This is a genomic window from Geodermatophilus sp. SYSU D01105, assembly GCF_054050095.1.
This window is the reverse complement of the sequence record NZ_JBJGYR010000018.1, coordinates 1-21,775: the sequence shown is the minus strand read 5'-3', so window position 1 is coordinate 21,775 and position 21,775 is coordinate 1. Positions and strand designations below refer to the sequence as shown.

General features: G+C 74.1%; 16 protein-coding genes. 7 read left to right on the top strand and 9 right to left on the bottom strand.

Features of this window, described 5'->3' with window-relative positions; all coding sequences use genetic code 11:
• Nucleotides 1-33: 33 nt before the first annotated feature.
• The 5 genes from ACI79I_RS17185 to ACI79I_RS17165 form a co-directional block, all read right to left on the bottom strand.
• On the bottom strand, nucleotides 34-1,275 hold the full coding sequence (locus ACI79I_RS17185; protein WP_456993534.1) for a beta-ketoacyl-[acyl-carrier-protein] synthase family protein: 1,242 nt from the start codon (nucleotides 1,273-1,275) through the stop codon (nucleotides 34-36).
• A 147-nt stretch (nucleotides 1,276-1,422) separates the two neighbouring features.
• A complete protein-coding gene (locus tag ACI79I_RS17180; RefSeq protein WP_456920199.1) occupies nucleotides 1,423-1,662 on the bottom strand; it encodes an acyl carrier protein in 240 nt (79 codons plus the stop codon).
• A gap of 77 nt (nucleotides 1,663-1,739) precedes the next feature.
• Nucleotides 1,740-2,711 carry a beta-ketoacyl-ACP synthase III gene (locus tag ACI79I_RS17175; protein WP_456993533.1) on the bottom strand — a complete coding sequence of 324 codons (972 nt, stop codon included), beginning with the start codon at nucleotides 2,709-2,711 and terminating at the stop codon, nucleotides 1,740-1,742.
• Nucleotides 2,712-2,784: 73 nt separating this feature from the next.
• Complete coding sequence (locus tag ACI79I_RS17170) at nucleotides 2,785-3,996, bottom strand: acyltransferase domain-containing protein (protein ID WP_456993532.1); 1,212 nt, start codon at nucleotides 3,994-3,996, stop codon at nucleotides 2,785-2,787.
• Nucleotides 3,997-4,137: 141 nt separating this feature from the next.
• The gene (locus ACI79I_RS17165) at nucleotides 4,138-5,316 is read right to left on the bottom strand and encodes a PucR family transcriptional regulator (protein WP_456993531.1); all 1,179 of its coding nucleotides are present in this window, start codon (nucleotides 5,314-5,316) and stop codon (nucleotides 4,138-4,140) included.
• An 81-nt stretch (nucleotides 5,317-5,397) separates the two neighbouring features.
• Between ACI79I_RS17165 and ACI79I_RS17160 the strand changes: the two genes are divergently transcribed.
• The 5 genes from ACI79I_RS17160 (at nucleotide 5,398) to ACI79I_RS17140 (ending at nucleotide 13,647) form a co-directional block, all read left to right on the top strand.
• Nucleotides 5,398-6,087: a phosphatase PAP2 family protein gene (locus tag ACI79I_RS17160; protein WP_456993530.1), complete on the top strand. Its 690-nt coding sequence runs from the start codon at nucleotides 5,398-5,400 to the stop codon at nucleotides 6,085-6,087.
• Nucleotides 6,084-6,629, top strand: coding sequence for a pirin family protein (locus tag ACI79I_RS17155; protein ID WP_456993529.1), 546 nt, complete (start codon nucleotides 6,084-6,086; stop codon nucleotides 6,627-6,629). Before ACI79I_RS17160 ends, ACI79I_RS17155 begins: the two co-directional genes overlap by 4 nt.
• Nucleotides 6,630-6,675: 46 nt before the next feature.
• Nucleotides 6,676-7,881: a M20 metallopeptidase family protein gene (locus tag ACI79I_RS17150; protein ID WP_456993528.1), complete on the top strand. Its 1,206-nt coding sequence runs from the start codon at nucleotides 6,676-6,678 to the stop codon at nucleotides 7,879-7,881.
• Nucleotides 7,882-7,987: 106 nt separating this feature from the next.
• Nucleotides 7,988-10,093: a CHAT domain-containing protein gene (locus tag ACI79I_RS17145; RefSeq protein ID WP_456993527.1), complete on the top strand. Its 2,106-nt coding sequence runs from the start codon at nucleotides 7,988-7,990 to the stop codon at nucleotides 10,091-10,093.
• Nucleotides 10,090-13,647 (top strand): NACHT and WD repeat domain-containing protein, encoded by a 3,558-nt coding sequence (locus ACI79I_RS17140; RefSeq protein ID WP_456993526.1) that lies wholly within the window; start codon nucleotides 10,090-10,092, stop codon nucleotides 13,645-13,647. Before ACI79I_RS17145 ends, ACI79I_RS17140 begins: the two co-directional genes overlap by 4 nt.
• Here the strand turns inward: ACI79I_RS17140 and ACI79I_RS17135 are convergent.
• Genes ACI79I_RS17135 through aceE form a run of 4 tightly spaced genes read right to left on the bottom strand, consistent with a single transcriptional unit; the run spans nucleotide 13,623 to nucleotide 20,329 of the window.
• Nucleotides 13,623-14,990 carry a hypothetical protein gene (locus ACI79I_RS17135; protein WP_456993525.1) on the bottom strand — a complete coding sequence of 456 codons (1,368 nt, stop codon included), beginning with the start codon at nucleotides 14,988-14,990 and terminating at the stop codon, nucleotides 13,623-13,625. The two genes, ACI79I_RS17140 and ACI79I_RS17135, sit on opposite strands and share 25 nt — an antisense overlap.
• Before the next feature lie 14 nt (nucleotides 14,991-15,004).
• Nucleotides 15,005-16,450 carry a hypothetical protein gene (locus ACI79I_RS17130; protein WP_456993524.1) on the bottom strand — a complete coding sequence of 482 codons (1,446 nt, stop codon included), beginning with the start codon at nucleotides 16,448-16,450 and terminating at the stop codon, nucleotides 15,005-15,007.
• Between the two features lie 36 nt (nucleotides 16,451-16,486).
• Complete coding sequence (locus tag ACI79I_RS17125; RefSeq protein ID WP_456993523.1) at nucleotides 16,487-17,515, bottom strand: FAD-dependent oxidoreductase; 1,029 nt, start codon at nucleotides 17,513-17,515, stop codon at nucleotides 16,487-16,489.
• A 12-nt stretch (nucleotides 17,516-17,527) separates the two neighbouring features.
• Entirely contained in the window at nucleotides 17,528-20,329 is a 2,802-nt protein-coding gene (gene aceE / locus ACI79I_RS17120) for a pyruvate dehydrogenase (acetyl-transferring), homodimeric type (RefSeq protein WP_456993522.1), read from the bottom strand.
• A gap of 354 nt (nucleotides 20,330-20,683) precedes the next feature.
• Between aceE and ACI79I_RS17115 the strand changes: the two genes are divergently transcribed.
• Both ACI79I_RS17115 and ACI79I_RS17110 read left to right on the top strand, forming a co-directional pair.
• On the top strand, nucleotides 20,684-21,109 hold the full coding sequence (locus tag ACI79I_RS17115; protein WP_456912902.1) for a DUF3052 domain-containing protein: 426 nt from the start codon (nucleotides 20,684-20,686) through the stop codon (nucleotides 21,107-21,109).
• Nucleotides 21,110-21,204: 95 nt separating this feature from the next.
• On the top strand, nucleotides 21,205-21,666 hold the full coding sequence (locus ACI79I_RS17110; RefSeq protein ID WP_456993521.1) for a peroxiredoxin: 462 nt from the start codon (nucleotides 21,205-21,207) through the stop codon (nucleotides 21,664-21,666).
• Nucleotides 21,667-21,775: the final 109 nt, after the last annotated feature.

Genomic DNA, 21,775 nt, shown 5'->3' with positions numbered 1-21,775 from the left:
CCGGCCCCGTCGGGCGGGGCAGCGGGGTCCTTCTCAGGCGGTGGTGAACACCAGTGCGATGTTGTGCCCGCCGAAGCCGAAGGAGTCGTTCACCGCGGCGGTGAGCTGGGCGCGCCGGGGCTCCCGGCGCACGATGTCGAGGGCCTGGACGGCGGCGTCGTCGTCCGGGTCGTCGAGGTTGGCCGTCGCCGGCACGACCTGCTCCCGCAGCGCGAGGATCGTGAACACCGACTCCAGCGCCCCGGCCGCGCCGAGCAGGTGCCCGGTCTGGCTCTTGGTGGCGGTCACCAGCACGTGCTCGCCGATCGTGTTGCGGATGGCGGCGGCCTCGGCGGTGTCGCCCACCGGCGTGGAGGTGGCGTGCGCGTTGACGTGGCCGATGTCGGCGGGGGTGAGCCCGGCGTCACGGACCGCGGCGGCGATCGCCCGGCCGGCGCCCTCGCCCTCGGGGTGCGGGGCGACCAGGTCGTAGCCGTCGGCCGTCGCCCCCGCGCCGGCGAGCCGGGCGTGGACGCGGGCGCCGCGGGCCCGGGCGGCGTCGGCGCGCTCCAGCACCAGGGCGGCGGCGCCCTCACCGAGGACGAACCCGTCCCGGGCCTTGTCGAACGGCCGGGAGGCGCGCTCGGGCTCGTCGTTGCGGGTGCTCATCGCCCGCATGGCCGCGAACCCCGCCATCGGCAGCGGGTGGACGACGGCCTCGGCGCCGCCGACCAGGACGACGTCGGCACGGTCGAACCGCAGGAGGTCCAGCCCCCAGCGGATCGCCTCGGCGCCGGACGCGCAGGCGCTGACCGGCGCGTGCACGCCGCCCTTGGCGCCCACGGCCAGGCCGACCGCCGCCGCCGGGCCGTTGGGCATCAGCATCGGGATGGTGAAGGGGGAGACCCGCTTGGGGCCCTTCTCCTCCAGGACGTCGTCCTGGCCGAGCAGGGTCAGCGCCCCGCCGATGCCGGTGCCGAACACGACCGCGATCCGCTCCGGGGCGGCGCCGGCCTCGGCGGCGCCGGACTCACGCCAGGCCTCCTCGGCGGCGACCACCGCGACCTGCTGGCTGCGGTCGAGCCGGCGGGCGCGCACCCGGTCGATCTGCTCGGCGGGGTCCCTGGCCAGGGTCGCGGCCAGCTGTGCCGGGAACTGCTTGACCCAGTCGTCCTCGAGACGGCGGACCCCCGACCGCCCGGCCAGCAGTGCGTCCCACGTGCTGGCGACGTCGCCTCCGAGCGGCGTGGTGGCGCCGAGACCGGTGACGACGACGTCGCCGACGGACGTGCTCATGACGGGTTCCTCCTGGGACGTGCGGCCGGGGGCCGGGGTCGGCCCCCCTGCGGGGTTTCGCTGCCGGCCCCGTCCCGGCGCTCACCCCGAGCTCGCGAGGGGTGAGGTGGACGGGGTCCTTCCACGGTGGGGGCAGGGGGGCCTTCGTCAGCCCCGGTTCTTCTGGATGTAGCTCATCGCGTCGCCGACGGTCTTGATGTTGCCGAGCTCGTCGTCGGGGATGGCGACGCCGAACTTGTCCTCGACCGCGGTGGCGATCTCGACCATCGACAGGGAGTCGACGTCGAGGTCCTCCGTGAACGACTTCTCCGGGGTGGCGTCGGCCGGCGCGACCCCGGCGACCTCCTCCAGGATCTCGGCCAGACCGGTCTGGATGTCCTCGCTCACGCGAAGGTCCTCTCTCTCGGGTGGGGCGGGGTGTCCCGCCGTCGGGCCCCTGTGGCCCGAGGGTCTGTGGGTGCCCGTCAGGGCAGGCGGAACACCTGACCGGCGAAGGTGAGCCCGGCGCCGTAGCCGAGCACCAGGGTCAGGTCACCGCTCTTCGCCTCGCCCGACTCCAGCAGTGCGGTCAGCGCCAGGGGGATGGACGCCGCGGAGGTGTTGCCGGACTGGACGATGTCCCGGGCGACGACGGTGCGCTCGCCGAACCCGAGCCGCTTGGTCATCGACTCGATGATGCGCAGGTTGGCCTGGTGCGGGGCGAACACGTCGATGTCCTTGGCCCCGACGCCGGCGGTCTCCATCGCCTCGACCAGCGTCTCGGTGAGACGGGTGGTGGCCCACCGGTACACGGCCTGCCCGGCCATGGTCATCGTGGAGCTGCCCGCGGCGATCTCGATGGCGTTGTGCTGGTCGCCGTCGCTGCCCCAGACGACCGGGCCGATCGCCGGCTCGTCGGAGGGACCGACCACCGCGGCGCCGGCGCCGTCGGCGAAGATCACCGCGGTCGAGCGGTCGGTGAGGTCGGTGACGTCGGTCAGCCGCTCCGCCCCGACGACGAGCGCGTGCCGCGCCGACCCGGTGCGGATCGCGTCGGAGGCCACCCCGAGGGCGTAGCAGAACCCGGCGCACCCGGCGTTGAGGTCGAACGACCCCGGCCGCGGGATGCCCAGGCGGTAGGCGACCTGCGGGCCGATGCCCGGGATCGGCGCCCGGAGGCTCGCGCTGGCGACGATGACCAGGTCGACCTCGTCGGGGGCCAGCCCGCTGGCGGCCAGCGCCTTGCCGCCGGCGGCGACGGCCATCTCGACGAGCGTCTCGTCCTCGGACGCCCAGCGTCGCTCGGCGATGCCGACGCGGGTCCGGATCCACTCGTCGTTGGTCTCCATGACCCCGGCGAGCTCGTCGTTGGTCACCCGCCGACGCGGCCGGTAGGCGCCCAGGCCCAGCAGCCGCGCGCCGGGCACGCCCTCCCGCAGCTTGATCGTGGTGGTCACGAAACCTCCTCGCTGGCGGTCGTCGGTGTCGCGACCGACGGCGCTCCGCTCATCGGTGACCTCGCGAGCTCGGTCACTGCGACACCTCCGGGTAGAGCCGGGCGATCGGGTCCCCTGCGTCGACCAGGTCGCCGTCGTGCACGAGCCACTCGGCGAGTACCCCGTCGTACCCGGCTGAGACGTTCACGTCCTCGCGGCGGCTGCGGATCCGGCCCAGCGGGGTGCCGGCGGGCAGCCGCGTGCCCTCCGCGACGTCGGCCGGGCTCACCGTGCCCCGCACCGGGGAGACGACGACCCGCCAGTCGGGCTGGTGCACGGCCTCGGTCCGGCCCCGCTCGGCCTCGATGAGCTCGCGCGCGCGGTCGAGGTCGGCCGGGCCGCCGATCGCCAGGACCTCGATGTCCGAGCCCTTCCACTCCCGCTTGGCCAGTCCTGCGAGCGCGCCGGCCGGCGGCAGCTCGATCGCGGCGGTCACGCCGAGGTCCCGCAGCGTGGCCAGGCAGGCGTCGAACCGCACCGGGCTGGTGACCTGGCTGACCAGCCGGGACAGCGCCTCGGCCCCCGAGGTCACCGCGGCGCCGTCGGCATTGGACAGCAGCAGCCGGCTGGGGTCGGTCGGCTGCAGCCCGCCGACCAGGCCCTCGAGCTCCGCGCGGGCCGGGGCCATGTACCGGGTGTGGAAGGCGCCGGCGACCGACAGCGGCACGACCCGCGCCTTGGCCGGCGGGTTCGCCTTGAGGGCGGCGAGCCCGTCGAGCGGGCCGGCCGCGACGACCTGCCCGCCGCCGTTCACGTTGGCCGGCACCAGCCCGTGCTGCTCCAGCGCCGCGGCGAGCTCGTCGGGGTCCCCGCCGAGGACGGCGGACATCCCCGTGGGCGTCTGCGCGCAGGCGGCGGCCATCGCCCGGCCGCGGACGGCGGTCAGCGCGATCGCCGCCTCGACGCTGAGCACCCCGGCCAGCGCCGCGGCGGTCAGCTCGCCGACGCTGTGGCCGGTGATGACGACGTCCCGGCCGGCCTGCGGCGTGTGGGCGACCGGTCCGGGCAGGCCACCCAGCTCGCGGGCGATGAACAGGCTCATCGCCACCACGAGCGGCTGGGTCACCGCGGTGTCCTTGATCGCCTCCGCGTCGCCGGCCGTGCCCAGCGAGAGGAGGTCGGCGTCGGCGATGGCGCCGGCCCAGCGGAAGAAGGACTCGGCGCCGGGGAGCTCCAGCCAGTCGGTGAGCATCCCGGGCTTCTGCGCCCCCTGTCCGGGGGCGAGGACGGCCAGCACGTCCCTCACCGTTGCAGACGGCGCCGGGTGACGCGGTGGTGAACGGCACGAAACCACAGGGCTGCTCTTTGGAGGGTTCCTACAACGGAAGCGGGATCCCGGGCGCGTTCTCCGAGAGTCGGTGGTGGGAACCACACTGAACCGGACGGCTCAGTGCCAGAGGGAACGGTCCTCGTCCAGGGCAGCGAGGGCGAGCGCGACCTGCAGGGTCCAGCTCCCGCGGGGGTCGGTGGCCGACATCCCGGTGAGCTCGGTGGCCCGCTTGAGCCGGTAGCGCACCGTGTTCGGGTGGACGAACAGGGCGCGGGCGCTGGCCTCCAGGTTGCCCCCGCTGGCCAGCACCGCCCGGACCGTCTCCAGCACCTCGCCACCGGCGGTCTGCAGGGGGAGCGCGACCCGCTCCCGCAGGGTGGCCCGCGCGGTCGGGTCGCCGTCCAGGGCGCGTTCGGGCAGCAGCGCGTCGGCCGGCACCGGGCGGGGGGCGGCGGGCCAGGCGCGGGCAGCGCGCAGGCCGGCGAGCGCGGCGGCCGCGGAGTCCCCGGCGTGGCTGAGGGAGTCGACGACCGGGCCGCTGACCACCGGGCCGGGGCCGAACTCGTCGCTGACCCGGTCGGCGACCGCCTCCAGGTCCTCGGTCCCGCCGAGGACGACGACCAACTGGTCGGCGTGCACCCCGACGAGGACCTCGCTGCGCATCTGCCGTGCGGCCCGGCGCGCGGCGGCGTGCGCGTCGCCGTCGGGCGGCGCGGCACCGACCACCACGGTGACCGGGCTCATCGCCGCCCAGCCCAGGGCCGAGGCCCGCCCGGAGAGCTCCTCGGTGCGCTCGCCGCGGACCAGCGCGTCGACGACCAGCGCCTCCAGTCGCGCGTCCCAGGCGCCGCGGCTCTCGGCGAAGGTCGCGTAGACGTGCGCCGTCGCGAAGGCCACCTCGCGGCTGAACTGCAGCACGGCCAGGCGCAGCGCGTCGCCGTCCCCCGGCTCGGCCACGGACTCCACGAAGTCGTCCATCACCTCCACGGTCACCCTGATCAGGTCGACCGTGTGCTTGAGCGGGACGACGCGGGCCAGCTCGCGGGGCGCGGCGCCGAACACCTCGCCGGTCAGCCGGGGCGGCCGGGTCGGGTTCCGGCACCACTCGACGAGCGAGGCGATGCCGGCCTGGGCCACGAGCATCACCCAGGAACGCTGGTCGGCCGGCATGGTCCGGAACCAGGAGAGGTCCTCGTCCATGCGGGCGACCGCGCGGGTGGCCAGCGAGCCGGAGGCGCGCTCCAGCCGCCGCAGCGTCGCTGCGGAGGGTGGGCGGTGGTCTCCCCGGTCGGGCACCACCCCACCTTGTCACGGATCCCCGGCACCCCGGCCGGGCCCGGATGGGCCCCGCACCCGCCGGTCGGGGACAGTGGGGACGTGGCGGTGCTCGGCGCGGACAGGGCGCGGACCACCCGCCGTCGGGCGCTGACCGCGGCGGGCGGCTGCCTCGGCGTGCTCGGGGCGCTCGGTGCCGGGGTGCTCGTCGGCTTCGCGCCGCAGGTCCGGCTGGACGCGGCGGTCAGCTCCGACCTGTACGCCGGCGACGACCGCTCGGCCGCCACGGACCTGCTGCTCGAGGTGCTCACCACGCCCGGCGTGGTCTGGTTCCGCGTGCTGGTGTCCCTCCCCGTGCTGTTCTGGCTGGGGACCCGCCGGGCCTGGTGGACGGCGGCGTTCGTGGTCGCCGCGAACGTGACCGTCAGCCCGGTCACCGTCCTGCTCAAGGAGCTGGTCGGCCGGGTGCGCCCGGCGTTCGAGAACGGCGGGCTCCACTACGGCGGGCTGAGCTTCCCCAGCGGGCACTCCTCGGGCATCGCCACGCTGGTGACGGTCGCCCTGGTGCTGGCCTGGCCGTGGCTGTCGTCCCGTGCCCGGTGGTGGGCGGTGGCCGGTGGGGTCGCCCTCGCCGTCCTGGTGGGGCTGACCCGCATGTGGCTCGGGGTGCACTTCCTCTCCGACGTCGTCGGCGGCTGGGCGCTGGGGGTGGCCTGGGCCCTCGCGCTGGCGGTGGCCTTCGGCGCGCTCCCCGGCGGCCGCGCCGCCCTACCTGCCCGGGAGGCGACATGAGCCTGGAGTCGCAGGTCCTGCTGGAGCCGGACGACGGCTCGCTGGGTCCGCTGCTGCGGATGGCGCACGACCGGCTGGCTCCCGGTACGGGCTACGGCCGGCACCCGCACCGGGCGGTCGACGTCGTGGCCGTGGTGCTCGAGGGCTCCCTGCGCCACGGCTGGGGGGACGGTGCGCGGATGGTGGCCGGGGACGTGGCGGTGCTGCGGGCCGGCACCGGGCTGGAGCACGACGAGGTCGCCGGGGACGCCGGGGCGCGGGTGCTGCAGACCCACCTGCGCAGCGCGGGCCCGGGGGCCGGCGCCACCCACGAGGTCCACCGCACCGCGGACGGCTGGGTGGACCTCCGTCGTCCCGACGTCCGGCTCTGGGTCGAGGTGGTGGACGCCGGGACCTCGACGACCGTGCCGCCCGGCCTGCTCGTCCTGGCCGGCCCCGACGGCACCCGGGTCGAGTGGCAGGACGGCGGGCCGGTGGCCGGGCCGGTGACGGCGCTGGTGTGGGACCTGGACACGACCCGCCCGGCCTGGGCTCGGGACTGAGGCACCGGGGCGCGGCACCGGCGCCCCGTGGGACAGAGTGGGGGGCATGCCGACCTCCGCACCCGACTTGTTGGCCGCGGCCCGTGCCGACGCCGACCGCACCGTCGACCTGCGCCGCCGGCTGCACCGCCGGCCCGAGATCGGCCTGCACCTGCCGCACACGCAGGCGACCGTCCTCGAGGAGCTCGCGGACCTGCCCGTGGAGGTGACGGTCGGGACGTCGACGACCTCCGCGGTCGGCGTCCTGCGCGGGGCCCGCCCGGGGCCGTCGTACCTGCTGCGGGCCGACATGGACGCCCTCCCCGTCCACGAGGACACCGGCCTGCCCTTCGCCTCCGAGGTGCCCGGGGCGATGCACGCCTGCGGCCACGACCTCCACGTCGCGATGCTGGTGGGTGCCGCCCGGCTGCTGGCCGAGCGGCGCGAGGAGCTGGCCGGACAGGTCGTGCTGATGCTGCAGCCGGGGGAGGAGGGCTTCCACGGCGCCCGGTACATGCTCGACGAGGGGCTGCTCGACGTCGTCCCCGAGGCCCCGGTCTCCGGCGCGTTCGCGATGCACGTGTTCGCCACCCAGCCCAGCGGCGTGGTCAGCGTGCGGCCGGGGCCGATGATGGCCGCCGCCGACCACTGGATGGTGACCGTCTGCGGTCGAGGGGGCCACGCGTCCATGCCGCACGCCGCGGCCGACCCGGTGCCGGTCGCGGCCGAGATCGTGCTGGCGCTGCAGGCGACGGTGACCCGGCGGGCGCCCGTCTTCGACCCGGCGGTGCTGACCGTCGCCCACCTGTCGGCCGGGTCGACCGACAACGTCATCCCCGACACCGCGTTCCTGGAGGGGACCATCCGCACGCTGTCGGACGAGCGCCGGGCCGACATGGTGGCGTCGGTGCGCCGGGTGGCCGAGCACGTGGCCGCGGCGCACGAGATGACCGTGGAGTTCGAGCACCGGCGGGGCTACCCGGTGACGGTCAACGACGCCGCGGTGGCCGACCGGGTGCGGACGACGGCGGCGACCCTGCTCGGCAGCGAGCGCAGCGTGGCCGCCCGGGAGCCCCTGATGGGCGCGGAGGACTTCTCCTACGTGCTGGAGCGGGTGCCCGGCGCGATGGCCTTCCTCGGCGCCTGCCCGCCGGGGCAGGACCCGGCCTCGGTGGCCGGCAACCACTCCAACCTCGTCGTCTTCGACGAGGACGTGCTGCCCGACGGCGCCGCGCTCTACGCCGCGATGGCCCTGGAGGCGCTCGCCCGCTAGCCGGGACGAAGGTCCGCGGGGGTGACGGACCCCTTCCGCACGCGGGTCCGGGGGAGCACCCTGGGTGACGGCTGCTCCGATCGTTCTCGTATCTCGGCAGGTGCGCATGGTCGCCGCCCTGGGCCCGCACGAGTCGGTGAACGAGTGCGCCGACCTCGAGATCGGCCTCCACCGTCGCGATGCGGTCTCCTGCACCGTCGAGCTGCGCTTCTCGCTCCCGCGCACCGACGGCGAGGTGCAGCTGACCGCTCCCGGGCCGCTGCTGGCCGACATCGACCCACGCGCCCTCGACGCCGTGGACGACGACGAGGAGTACGGCCGCGCGCTCGGCTGCGGGCTGTTCGGCCACGGGGTCGGGGCGGCGTTCCAGAAGGCGGTTGCGGCGGCGCAGACCCAGGACGTGCCCCTCCGCGTGCGCCTGGTCATGGGGAGCGGTGCCGCCGCGCTGCACGGGCTGCGGTGGGAGACGCTGCGCGACCCGCTCGACGGCTCGACGCTGCTGACCAACGAGAACGTGCTCTTCTCGCGGTACCTCAGCAGCCAGGACTGGCGCCCCGTGGGTGTCCGGGCCAGGGACCAACTCACCGCCCTCGCGGTGGTCGCCGGGCCGGACGACCTCGACAGCTTCGACGTGGGGCGACCCCTGGCACCGGTGCGCATCGAGGAGGAGCTCGCCCGCGTGCGCGAGGGGCTCGCCTCGCTCCGGCTGACGACCCTGCCGGGAGCCGCCGCGCCGACTCTCGGGAACCTGCTCGACCAGGTGCGGCGCGGGCTCGACGTCCTGTACCTGGTCTGTCACGGCTACGTCGCCAACGACGAGCCGGTGCTCCTGCTCGTCGACGAGGAGGGCCACGCCGCCCCCGTCCTCGGCAGCGACCTCATCAGCCAGCTGCGGGACCTCTCCCGGCTGCCGCGGCTGGTCTTCCTCGCCTCCTGCCAGAGCGCCGGCGCAGGCGCCGACCGGAGGAGCGAGGACGCCGGGGTGCTGGCTGCGCTGGGGCCCCGGCTGGCCGAGGTCGGCGTCCCCGCGGTGGTGGCGATGCAGGGGAACGTCACCATGACCACAGCTGCCGCCTTCACCCGCGCCTTCTTCCGGAGCCTCGACGCTGACGGGCTGGTGGACCGCGCGACGGCCGTGGGACGGGCGGCCGTGCGGGACCGGCCCGACTGGTGGGCTCCAGCGCTGTTCATGCGGCTGAAGAGCGGGCGGCTGTGGTACGAGCCCGGGGTCGCCCCCGGCGGGGAGCCCTTCGACAAGTGGCCGTCGCTGATCAGGTCTCTGAGCAGTGGGATGTGCACCCCGATCATCGGTCCGGGGATCAGCGACGCGCTCCTGGGCACCCGGCAGGAGATCGCCGCGGACTGGGCCCGGAGCTACGGCTTCCCCATGGCACCGCACTACCGGGAGAGCCTCCCGCAGGTCTCGCAGTACCTGTCGATCCACCAGGACAGACCGTTCCTGCGCTCCGAGCTCGAGCGCTATCTGCGCCGCACGCTCATGGAGCGGTACCGCGAGGACCTCCCTGCGGACCTGCTCCGGGCGCACACCTCGCTCGAGGACCTCATCGCGGGCGCGTGGCAGGCGCGGCACCGGCGTGAGGAGGTCGAGCCCTACTCCGTGCTGGCGCAGCTGCCGGTCCCGGTCTACATCACGACCCAGCCCTCCCGCCTGCTGTCCCGGGCCCTGACCGAGGCCGGGCGCGAGCCCGAGGTGCAGGTGTGCCGCTGGTACGGGGACGCCGAGTGGTGGGACTCGGAGCTCGACCGGGACCCGTCCTACCGGCCCTCGCCCGAGCGGCCGCTGGTGTACCACCTGCTCGGCGCCCTGGACCAGCCCGACTCCCTCGTGCTCACCGAGGACGACTACTTCGACTTCCTCATCGGGGTCACCCAGAACCAGGACCTCGTGCCCTCGCTGGTGCGCCGGCGGCTGGCGGACTCGGCGCTCATGTTCGTGGGGTTCCGCATCGACGAGTGGGACTTCCGGGTGCTGTACCGCAGCCTGATGAGTTCCGAGGGCAGCAACCGGCGCAAGGGCTACACGCACGTCGCCGTCCAGATCGACCCCGAGGAGGACGCGACCATCGACGCCGGTCGCGCGCGGAGCTACCTGGAGGACTACTTCCGGGACGCGCGCGTGTCGGTCTACTGGGGCACCACTGACCACTTCGTCCGCGAACTGCAGGCAGAGTGGGAGAGGCGGGCGACATGACCGCTCCGGCGCCACCGCGGGTGGGCGACCCCTATGTCGGCCCGGTCTCCTTCCGCGCCGGTGACCCGCTCTACGGGCGGGACGGGGAGACGCAGGACCTGCTCGACCTGCTGATCGCGGAGCGCATCGTCCTGCTGTACTCCCCGTCGGGCGCGGGGAAGACCTCCCTGATCGAGGCGGCGCTGGTGCCGGCCCTCCGCGAGGCCGGGTTCGAGGTGCTGCCGACCATCCGGGTCACCCACGCGCTGGAGCCGGAGCCCGGGGGACCCACGCCGCGCAACCGTTACGTGATGAGCGTCCTGCTCTCCCTCGAGGAGGGGGTGCCCCCGGAGAGGCAACGCCCGGTGGCCGAGCTGGCCACCCTGACGCTGCACGAGTACGTCGCGGCCAACGCCGACCGGGACGGTCGGCCGGGCAACGAGGTCCTCGTCTTCGACCAGTTCGAGGAGGCGCTCACCGCCGACCCCACCGATGAGGAGGCCAAGCACCAGTTCTTCCGTGAGCTGGGGCAGCTGCTGCGCGATCGCGACCACTGGGCGCTGTTCTCCATGCGTGAGGACTTCCTCGCCGCACTGGACCCGTACCTGCGGTACCTGCCGACGCGGTTCAGGAGCACGTTCCGGCTCGACCTCCTGTCGGTGTCCGAGGCGCTCGAGGCGATCCGTCTCCCGGCCCAGCGGATGGGGGTGGTGTTCACGGAGGACGCCGCCCAGCAGTTGGTCGACGACCTGCGGACCGTCCGGGTGCAACGACCGGGTGGGGTGACCGAGGTGCTCGGCTCCTACGTCGAGCCGGTGCAGCTGCAGGTGGCGTGCCACCTGCTCTGGTCGACGCTGCCCCCGGACGCCACGGAGATCACCCGTGCCGACGTCGAGGCGCTGGGGCGGGTGGACCAGGCGCTTGCCGACTACTACGCCGAGCGGGTCCGCACCGCCGCGGACCGGACCGGTGTCCTGGAGCGCGTCATCCGGGAGTGGTTCGAGGAGGACCTGATCACCCCGCAGGGCCTGCGCAGCCAGGTCCTGCAGGGCCCCGAGCCCTCGACGGACGCGGGGCACCACCTGCTGGCGGAGCTCCTCGATGCCCACCTCGTCCGTGCGGAGACGCGGCGTCAGGCCACGTGGTACGAGCTGGCGCACGACCGGTTGATCGAGCCCGTGCGGCGGGACAACGCCGCCTGGCGTGCCCAGCACCTGTCCTCCTTCGAGCGCGCAGCCGTGCTCTGGGAGGAGGAGGGCAAGCCGGACCGTCTGCTCCTGCTCGGCGCGGACCTCGCAGCGGCGGAGCAGGAGGAAGCAGTCCGGACGGGCGCACTCACGGCCCGCCAACAGGAGTTCCTCCAAGCGTCCCGGCGGGCCGACGAGCAGGCACGTCGGGACATGGAGAGCGCCGCTGCGCTGCGACGCTCCGCGCGCAGGCTCAAGGTCGCCGTCGCCCTGGTCACCCTGCTGGCCATCGCAGCGGTCGTCCTCTACGTCGAGTCCGTGGCCGCGAGAGATCGCGCCGAGGACGAAGAGGCGCAGAGCGCGCTGCTGTACGAAGCCCAACGCGACCTCGCATCAGACCATCCTCGGGCTGTCGCGCTGGCGGCCTCGGTCGCAGAGAGCAACCTGCCCGAGGGCCTGAACGTGCAGACCCGCGATCTCCTCTACCTCGCCGCGGAGTCGCCGGTGTCGCTGGTCCTCCGTGGACAGCGAGGCCCGGTCAGGGCTGCGGCCTTCTCCGAGGACGAGCGCGTCCTCGTCGCCGCGGACGGGGAGAGCATCCAGCTGTGGGACCGGCGGACTGGTGAGCCTTCCGAGCGTCTGGAGTTGGAGGACGGCGACGTCGTCAACTCGGTGGACGTCAGCCAGGATGCGGGCACGGTCGTGGCCGGACTGGCGGACGGGACCCTCCTGGTGTGGGAGGTCGGGACCGACGAACCGCGACGTTGGCCCGACGGCACGAGCACGGTGTGGTCGGTCGACCTCTCACCGGACGGGACCCGGATCGCGTCCGTGGGACAGAGCGACCAGGTGCGGCTCTGGGACCTCGACGGTCGCCAGCACATGCAGCTGGCTATCCCAGGGGCACTCGAGGCCTACTACGCGGCCTACAGCCCCGACGGTCGCTCGTTGGCCACGTCCAGCGACGTGCCCGAGGTGATCTTGTGGGACGCCGCGACGGGTGCGCAGACCGGACGGCTCTCCCTCCCGGAGGGACAGGGCGCATGGGCGGTGGCCTTCGGCCTGGACACCGGCACCCTGGCGACCATGACACCCGGGGCCGTGACGGTCTGGGACGTGTCCACCGGCACGCCGCTCCACCCCCCGCTCGACGCCGCCGAGTCCGTCTACCAGAACGTGAGCGCGGACCTCTCGCAGGCCCTGCTCGTAGACCCCTACGGCGGTGTCACGGTGTACGACATGGCCACCGGGGGCGCCGTGGCCAGTGCGTCCTCACCCGGCGCGTCGCTCTGCTGCGCGGGCTTCGACGTCGACGTGGACAGGGTCCTCGTCCTACCGGAGAGCGGCAGCCCGGTTCTCTGGGACCTGGAGCCCACGTACGGCTACGAGTCCGCGGCGGCTGCGGCGGTCGCGGGAGACAGCGTGTTCACGGCGTGGACCGATGGCGTCCTGCGGCACCGGGACGGCCAGGACGCCGAGGATGCGGGGCGCGTCGTCCCCGGGGTCGATGCGAACGACGTCGCGCAGCTGACCGCCGACGCCAGCGGCGACCGGGTGGTGGCGGTCACCGGAACGGGCGAGATTCGCGGGTGGGAGACGACGACAGGCGCCGAGGTCACCTGGCCGCAGCCGGTCAATGCCACCTTCTCGGATGCCGACCTCACCGCCGACGGCAGAGTGCTCGTCACGGGCGACACCCGAGGACGGGTCGTCGTGTGGGACGCCGCCACGGGACAGGAACTCGACGAGGTCGTCGCGGCACAGAGCTACGGCGTCGATCTGGTCGAGGTGTCCCCGGACGCCTCCTGGGCGCTCACCACGACGGGTTCCCTCGTCCAGGCGACCGAGGCGGACGCGGCCGTCCCGGGCCCCGGACCGGACGCGCGGCTGGTCTCCCTGACCAACGGAGGAGCGGACGTCTCGCTGTGGCTCCCCGAGTCTGCGGCCGGGACGACGACGGCACCGGACGTGATCACAGCCGCGGCCTTCAGCCCGGACCGGACGTTGGTGTTCACGGGGTCGTCGGAGGGCCGGGTCACTGCCTTCGACGTCGCCACCGGTGACGTCCGGTGGACCGAGGACGAAGGCCTGGAGGGATCGGTCATCGACATGACCGTGACCGGTGACGGGGTGCTCGCGACGAGCACGAGCCGCGCAGTGCTCCTCGACGCCGCAGGTGGAGGACCCCTGCGAGAGATCCCGTCCGAGTCCTACCTCCTGACGTCGGTGCTCATCTCCGGCGGGGACCAGATCGCCCTGGTGGCCTCCGACGGTGTGCGCACCCTCCCCATGCGGGACCGGGATCTCGTCGACCTGGTGGGCTCCAAGGTCGCCCACGAGCTCACCGACGAGGAGTGCGAGTCCTACCGCCTGGATGCCGGCTGCTGATCTGCCGGTCGCCCGCGGGGGGCGGCGCTCGCGAGGGCGGCCTGCCAGACCGCGTGGGCGACGGGCCCTCTGGTGATGTCGCTGTGCGCGCCCATGACCCCGGAGCCGTCCCGGATGACATCGTCCGCGCGCAGGTCGTGCACGACCCCGGGCTGGAGGTCGTACGGCTGGTCGACCGGTCGCAGGTCGTCGTCCACGACCCGGATGCCCGGCCCGCGCACACCGAACGTCCCGATGGCGCCGTAGGTGGGCAGCCGGTCGGGCGCGAAGTCGACCTGGCCGCGCGCGCCCGCCCCGATCGGGTAGAAGGAGCGAACCGCGCGGTCGTGCACCGAGGTGGTGACCACCACGGGGCCCGTGACGAGCCCGTCGATGAGGACGCGGTGGAAGTAGCCGGCGCGCCCCGGCGAGGCGGGGATGGCCGAGCAGAAGGACCACAGCGACATCGCTCCCTGCACGAGCGCCAGCGAGGCGACCGGGCGGCGTCCTGCCGGACCGCGGCCGGCCACGGCCGAGGAGACGACGATGCAGCCGAAGCTGTGGCCCATCAGGTGGAAGCGCGCCTCCGGCGCCGCCTCCTGCAGGTCCGTCAGCAGGCTGGCCACACCGCTCGCGCCGACGTCGCGGGCGCGGCGCTTCATGTGCCAGAAGGTGAGCACCCGCAGGGGGGCCAGCAGACCGCCGAGTGACGTGCTGCCGTAGGAGGCCAGCTCCTCCATCAGGCAGGCCTGGTAGACGGCCTCCGGATCGAAGGGGGCGCGGTCGTGGCCGGGGGAGGCCCCCGCGCCCTCGGCACCGAGGTGCAGGGCGGCATCCAGGCGCTCGTAGGCCTCGCGCACCGGCGCCGGGAGCGTCGCCGGTACCGGGTCGTCCAGTGCCGAGTCCACGATGGTGCGCACCGACTCCCGCGCCGCGGGGGTGTCGACGAGGGCGGCCGCCGCGGAGTCGACCAGCTGGGCCGCTCCGTCGTCCGGCTCGCCGGTGCCTCCCGTGGAGAGCCCGAAGGACGCCGAGCCGAGGTCCTCGTCCCCCCATGCCCGGCTCGGCCAGTGGACCCCGACGACGACGGGACGGAAGCCACCGGGACGAGCCTCGGCCGCCTCCCGGTCCGCCGGGCACCCCGCCATGGCCGCGACCCAGGCGTCGTACTGGCGGCGGGCAGCGGGCACGTCGCCGTTCCACCCGTGGCTGAGGAGGAAGACGTCCGTCGGCGCCTCTCGGGCCAGCAGCGCGGCGAGGTGCCGGCTGGGGAGACCGGTTGCGCCGGCCCGTTCCCTGCCGGCGGCGTCGAACGCCACCAGGTGGTAGCGGCCCGCGCCACCTGGCACCGACTCTGCTCCCATGGGTCCCCCTCGGGTCAGCCCGTGCCCTGACCCGCGCCACCGCGCGGTGCCACGCGGACCGCCGGGTCACCGAGCACCACGTAGGCGCGGGCGTCGTGCGTGGCCGTCCACAGGCCGACCAGGGAGGCATCGTCGATGCGCTTGCCGTACCGACGGAGGTCGTCCAGGCGGCGGGTGAGTTCGGTGGCGATCTCCGCGTACCGGGAGGTCAGGCTCTCCATCGCCCACCCCAGTCTCGCGCCGTCCATCAGGGCCAGCAGGGTGCTCTGGAACGGCGTCACCTGTGCGGCCAGTCCCTTCCACAGGAAGGAGCAGCTCCAGGCTCGGTCCACGTGCCCCACGAAGGCCAGGGCCCCACCCGCGGGCGCGCCGAGCAGACGCTGCGGGAGACGAGCGGTGAACCCGGCGGCGGCCAGCTCCACCGCACCGTCCGGAGCCCCCGGGTACTCCGACAGCTGCGGGGTGCCCGCGCCGAAACAGGCGAAGGAGAACACCACACCCGGCCTGACCGCCGTACCCGTGGAGAGGTGGTGTCCGGCCAGGTAGTGCTCCTCGTCGACCGGACCGCGACCGGAGAGGGGACCTGGCCAGTCCTGGCAGAGCAGCGCTCCGGCCAGGTCACGGTGTGCCGTCCCCCCTCCCATGCCGTGGCTGGCGGTGAAGAGCAGGTCCGGGGCCTCCGGGCCGGTGAGGAGGTCCTCCAAGCGGGCACGGGTGGCACCGGCCCCGACGTCGGCGCCGACCTGCCAGGCGGGCGCTGTCTCGCGCAGTTCCGTGTGCAGCGGTTCCACGAGCCTCGAGGCGCTCAGCGCCGTGGGGACGTCCCCCGGGTGCCGCGTCGCGAAGAGGTGCAGCCGGCGTGCCGAGGCGCCGGCGCCGGCCGCGGCGTCCTGCCTCCGCTCGGCCGCCACGACCGTCGTCGCGTACGCCGCGCAGGCCCCGGGGTCGGCCAGGTCGAGGCGTCCGACGGCGTGCGGGACGCCCAGCTGGTACTGCACGTCGAACGGCACCTGGGTCGGGGACCCCAGGAGCAGGAGGTAGTACGGGAGCTTCCGGGGGTCCACCACCGACGGGCCCATCCCGTGGCGGGACAGGAAGTCCTCCTTGTCCTCACCGGGACGTAGTTCGAGGCGCCGGAACAGGTCACCGGCCTGTTCCTCGCGCAGTCGCAGGAGGGGCCCGAGAGCCTCGAGCACCGTGGGGTCGAGGTCCGGCGGGACCACCACGCCCCAGCCGACCGAGGCCAGGTCCTGGGGGTCCCGCCCGTAGACCACCCCGAGGTGGTCCTCGTCGGACTGCCGGCGCCGGCGCAGGTCCCGCATCCCCGGCGGCTGGCTGCGGTCACCGCGGAGCGCGTCGGCGACCTCTGCCAGTCCCAGCTCCGGCGTGAGGTACCCGCCCGTCTCGACGTCGATCCCGTTGAGCACGAGCAGGGGGTCCTCGACCAGCGCCTCGGTCATGCGCACCGCCTCAGGACGGGACGGTAGACCGGGCCGTCACCCCCAGCAACGTCCCCGGGCTCCGACCAGGGCGACCACGTCGGCGGCGCAGCCCCAGGAGAGCGTGACCCCGGCACCGCCGTGGCCGTAGCAGGTCACCACCGGCCGGCCCCCGACCTCGAGGCGCTCCAGCCGCACGGTGGGGCGGCCCGGCCGCAGCCCCACGGCCCGGGAGAGCACCGGGGCGTCGGCGAGCGCGGGGACCAGCGCCCGGGCCCGGGCCAGGATCGCGGCCTCGACGTCGGGGTCCGGCTCGGTGCCCGTGGCGCCGTCGACGGCGGTGCCGCCGCAGACGACGTCCGAGCCGCGCGGGACCACGTAGGTGAGGCCGGCGGGGTTCTGCTCGTCCAGCACCCAGCCGGGCAGCCCCGGGTCGGCCAGCCGGACCACCTGCCCCTGCACCGGCGTCAGGGTGGCGTCGTCCACCAGCGGTCCCGACGCCAGGCCGGCGGCCAGGACGACGACCTCGCCGGGGACGTCGGCCAGCCGCTCCACCCGGCCGGGGACGACGTCCACCCCGGCCGCGCGGCAGGCGCCGGCCAGCCACGGCAGGTAGCGGCCCATGTCGGCCACCGGCAGGGTGCAGCGGGTGCCGCCCGGCGTGCCGGTCGGGAGCTCGTCCGGGGCGGCCGGCCGGTGCCCGGGCACGCCCGGCGCCCACCACAGGTCCGGCTCCGGCGTGCGGTGCACGACCGTCCCCGGTCGCAGCACGACACCGGTGGCCGGGTCGTCGGCGAGCCGCGTGAAGGCCGCCAGCGACCCCGCGCCCCAGCGCAGCACGGCGTCGGCCGGCGCCGCCCGGTAGGGGAACCACAGCGCGGCCGCGACCGCCGAGGTGGTCGCCGCGGGCGGGTCGGCGGTGTGCACCCGCACGCGGCAGCCGGCCCGGGCCAGCTCGAGGGCACAGGTCAGCCCCACCACCCCGCCGCCGACGACGGCCACCTCCCGGTGGCCGCCGCCGGCGGTCGGCAGGGCGGTGGCCCCCTTGCGGGGTCCCGCCGCGAGCTCGCGAGTGGCGGGGGGCAAGGGGGCCCTCTCTCAGGTGGCCGGGCTCGGGTCCGACCGCTCCTCCTCCGGCGCGGCCTGCACGTCGCGCACCTGGTACTTCTCCACCGCCTGCCGGACGACGTCGCGGTCCACCTCGCCGCGCTTGGCCAGCTCGCCGAGGGTGCGGACGACGATCGACTCGGCGTCGACGTGGAAGTGCCGCCGGAGCGCCGGGCGGGTGTCGGACAGGCCGAACCCGTCGGTGCCCAGGGTCGCCATCCCGCCGGGCACGTACGGCGCGATGAGGTCGGGGACCGCTCGCATCCAGTCCGACACCGCCACGACCGGCCCGGCGGCGTCCTGGAGTCGCTGCGTGACGTACGGGACCTGCGGCTCCTCCTCCGGGTGGAGCAGGTTGTGCTCGTCGGCCTCGTCGGCCTGCCGGCGCAGCTCCGTCCACGAGGTCACCGACCACACGTCGGCCGAGACGCCCCAGTCGTCCGCCAGCAGCTCCTGCGCCCGCAGCGCCCACGGCACCGCGACGCCGGAGGCGAGCACCTGCGCCTTGGGCCCGTCACCCTGCCCGGGTGCGTACAGGTACATGCCGGCCAGCAGGCCCTGCATGTCGAGCCCCTCCGGCTCGGCCGGCTGGTTGTACGGCTCGTTGTAGACCGTCAGGTAGTACATGACGTCGGGCGAACGGTGCCCGCCCAGCGGCGAGCCAGGGTCGTCGCCGTACATGCGCACCAGGGCGTCGCGGGTGATGTGGGCGACCTCGTAGGAGAACGCCGGGTCGTACGACACCACCCCGGGGTTGGTGTGGGCCAGCAGCAGCGAGTGCCCGTCCTCGTGCTGCAGGCCCTCGCCGTTGAGCGTGGTCCGGCCCGCGGTGGCGCCCAGGAGGAAGCCGCGGGTCATCTGGTCGGCCGCGGCCCAGAAGGCGTCGCCGGTCCGCTGGAACCCGAACATCGAGTAGAAGATGTAGATCGGGATCATCGGCTCGCCGTGCGTGGAGTACGACGTGCCGACGGCGGTGAACGACGCCGCGGAGCCGGCCTCGTTGATGCCCTCGTGCAGGATCTGGCCCTGCTGGGACTCCTTGTAGGCCAGCATCAGCTCGCGGTCGACCGAGGTGTAGCGCTGCCCGTGCGGCGAGTAGATCTTCTGCGTCGGGAACAGCGAGTCCATGCCGAAGGTGCGCGCCTCGTCGGGGATGACCGGCACGAACCGCGGGCCCAGCTCGGAGTCCTTGAGCAGCTCCTTGAGCAGGCGGACGAACGCCATCGTCGTCGCCACCTCCTGCTTGCCCGAGCCGCGGCGCAGGATGTCGAGGGCCTTGTCCTCCGGCGCCTTGAGGGTCTTGAACTCCGCCCGCCGCCGGGGGACCGCCCCGCCCAGCGCCCGGCGCCGCTCGAGCATGTACTGCATCTCGTCGGAGTTCGGGTCGGGCTTGTAGTAGGGCGGCAGCGTCTTGTCCAGCTGCTCGTCGGGGATCGGCAGGTAGAGCCGGTCGCGGAAGTTGGCGAGGTCCTCGGCGGTCAGCTTCTTCATCTGGTGGGTCGAGTTGCGGCCCTCGAAGTGGCTGCCCAGCGTCCACCCCTTGATGGTCTTCGCGAGGATGACCGTCGGCTGGCCCTTGTGCTCCACGGCGGCCTTGTAGGCGGCGTAGAGCTTGCGGTAGTCGTGCCCGCCGCGGGAGAGCGCCCAGATCTCCTTGTCGCTCATGTTCTCGACGAGCTTGCGGGTGCGCGGGTCACGGCCGAAGAAGTGCTCGCGCACGAAGGCGCCGTCCTCGGCCTTGTACGTCTGGTAGTCCCCGTCGGGGGTGACGTTCATGAGGTTGACCAGCGCGCCGTCGCGGTCGGCGGCCAGCAGCGGGTCCCACTCCCGGCCCCAGATGACCTTGATGACGTTCCAGCCGGCGCCGCGGAAGAACGACTCCAGCTCCTGGATGACCTTGCCGTTCCCGCGGACCGGGCCGTCGAGCCGCTGCAGGTTGCAGTTGATGACGAACGTGAGGTTGTCCAGCTCCTCGCGGGCGGCCAGGCCGATCGCGCCGAGGGACTCGGGCTCGTCCATCTCGCCGTCGCCGAGGAAGGCCCACACGTGCTGGTCGGAGGTGTCCTTGACGCCCCGCGAGTGCAGGTAGCGGTTGAACCGCGCCTGGTAGATGGCGTTGATCGGGCCCAGGCCCATGGAGACGGTCGGGAACTCCCAGAAGTCCGGCATGAGCCGCGGGTGCGGGTAGCTCGACAGTCCGCCTCCGGGGTGGCTGACCTCCTGGCGGAAGCCGTCCATCTGCTGCTCGGAGAGCCGGCCCTCGAGGAAGGCGCGGGCGTAGATGCCGGGGGAGGCGTGCCCCTGGAACCAGATCTGGTCGCCGCCGCCGGGGTGGTCCTTGCCGCGGAAGAAGTGGTTGAACCCGACCTCGTACAGCGACGCCGACGAGGCGTAGGACGAGATGTGGCCGCCGACGGCGATGCCCGGCCGCTGAGCGCGGTGGACCATGATCGCGGCGTTCCAGCGGATGTAGGCGCGGATGCGCCGTTCGACGTGCTCGTCGCCGGGGAACCACGGCTCGCGCTCGGGCGGGATGGTGTTGATGTAGTCGGTGCTGCGCAGGGAAGGGACGCCCACCTGCTGCTCACGGCTGCGTTCCAGCATCCGGAGCATGAGGTAGCGGGCCCGGCCGCGGCCGGCGTGGTCGACCACGGCGTCCAGCGACTCCAGCCACTCCTGGGTCTCGTCGGGGTCGATGTCGACCAGCTGGCTGGGGAGCCCGTTCGTGATGACCGCGCGGGCCTTGCCTGCATCGCGGGCGGGGTCGCCGTCCGACTGCTGCGGTGCGCTCATGTGCACATCGTCTCTCCTTCGTTCCCTCCACGTCACGCCAGCGCCCACATGTCGGGACGGCGGGTCGAGACGGCGCCGTCCTTCGAGCGCTTGCACCTGACCAGGCATGCCCTACGCTTCCGCCAACGCCGACCGGTGTCACCGGGCGGACGAGCGCCCCAGCACCAGGGGCACGGAGACCGGATCGGACGGAAGGGGTGACATGACCAGGCTGCGGGGACCACTCCCGCCGGTCGTGTCCGCCGCCCGTCGCCTCCCCGCGCGCGGCAGGTCTTCGACAGCACCCCACCGCCGGACCGTGCACGATCGTGCGCACCGGCTCCCCGCACCGGAACCGATGGAGGAACAGCAGGGATGAGCGTCGACTCGGGCAGCGCCAGCATGGCGGCCCGGCTGGGCATCAAGCCGGGCATGGTCGTGCAGGAGCTCGGCTGGGACGAGGACGCCGACGAGGACCTGCGGGACTCCATCGTCGAGGTGTCCGGCGGTGAGATGGTCGACGAGGACACCGACGAGGTGGCCGACGTCGTCCTGCTCTGGTGGCGCGAGGACGACGGCGACCTGTTCGACGCCCTCACCGACGCGCTGGCCTCCCTCGCCGACGACGGTGTGGTGTGGCTGCTGGTCCCCAAGTCCGGGCGGCCCGGCCACGTCGAGCCCAGCGACGTCACCGAGGTCGCGCCGACCGCCGGCCTGACGCAGACCAGCAGCGTCTCCGCGGCCAAGGACTGGTCGGGGATCCGCCTGGTCACCCCGAAGACGGCCCGCTCCCGCCGCTGAGGGACGGACCCCTCACCGCCGCCGGGGCCGGACCGCGGCGGGGCCCTGCGAGGGGGCCGTTCCAGCCCGTTCCCGCGTGCGGCACGATCGGGGCCATGAGCCTCTCCGTCGGTGACGTCGCGCCCGAGTTCAGCCTCCCCGACCAGGACAAGCAGGTCGTCTCCCTGGCCGACCTGCGGGGCACCCCCGTGCTGCTGGTCTTCTACCCCTTCGCCTTCTCCGGCATCTGCACCGGCGAGCTGTGCCAGCTGCGCGACGAGCTGGCCACCTACACCGACGCCGGCGTCCGGGTGCTGGCCATCAGCACCGACCCGGTGTTCAGCCTCAAGGCGTTCAAGGCCCAGGAGGGCTTCGACTTCCCCCTGCTGAGCGACTTCTGGCCGCACGGTGCGGTCGCGCAGGCCTACGGCGTCTTCAACGAGAAGGCCGGCATGGCCGTGCGCGGCACCTTCCTCGTGGACGCCGAGGGCCGGATCGCCTTCACCGAGGTCAACCAGCCCGGCGACGCCCGCGAGCAGGCCGGCTGGAAGGACGCCGTGGCGAAGCTGGCGGCATGACCCCTGGGGGCGGGGTGGCCGGCCTGCGCGACCGGGCCCTGATCCTCGTCTCCTTCGCCCTCGGGCTGCGCGCCTCGGACGTCTGCGGACTGGACGTGACCGACCTGGC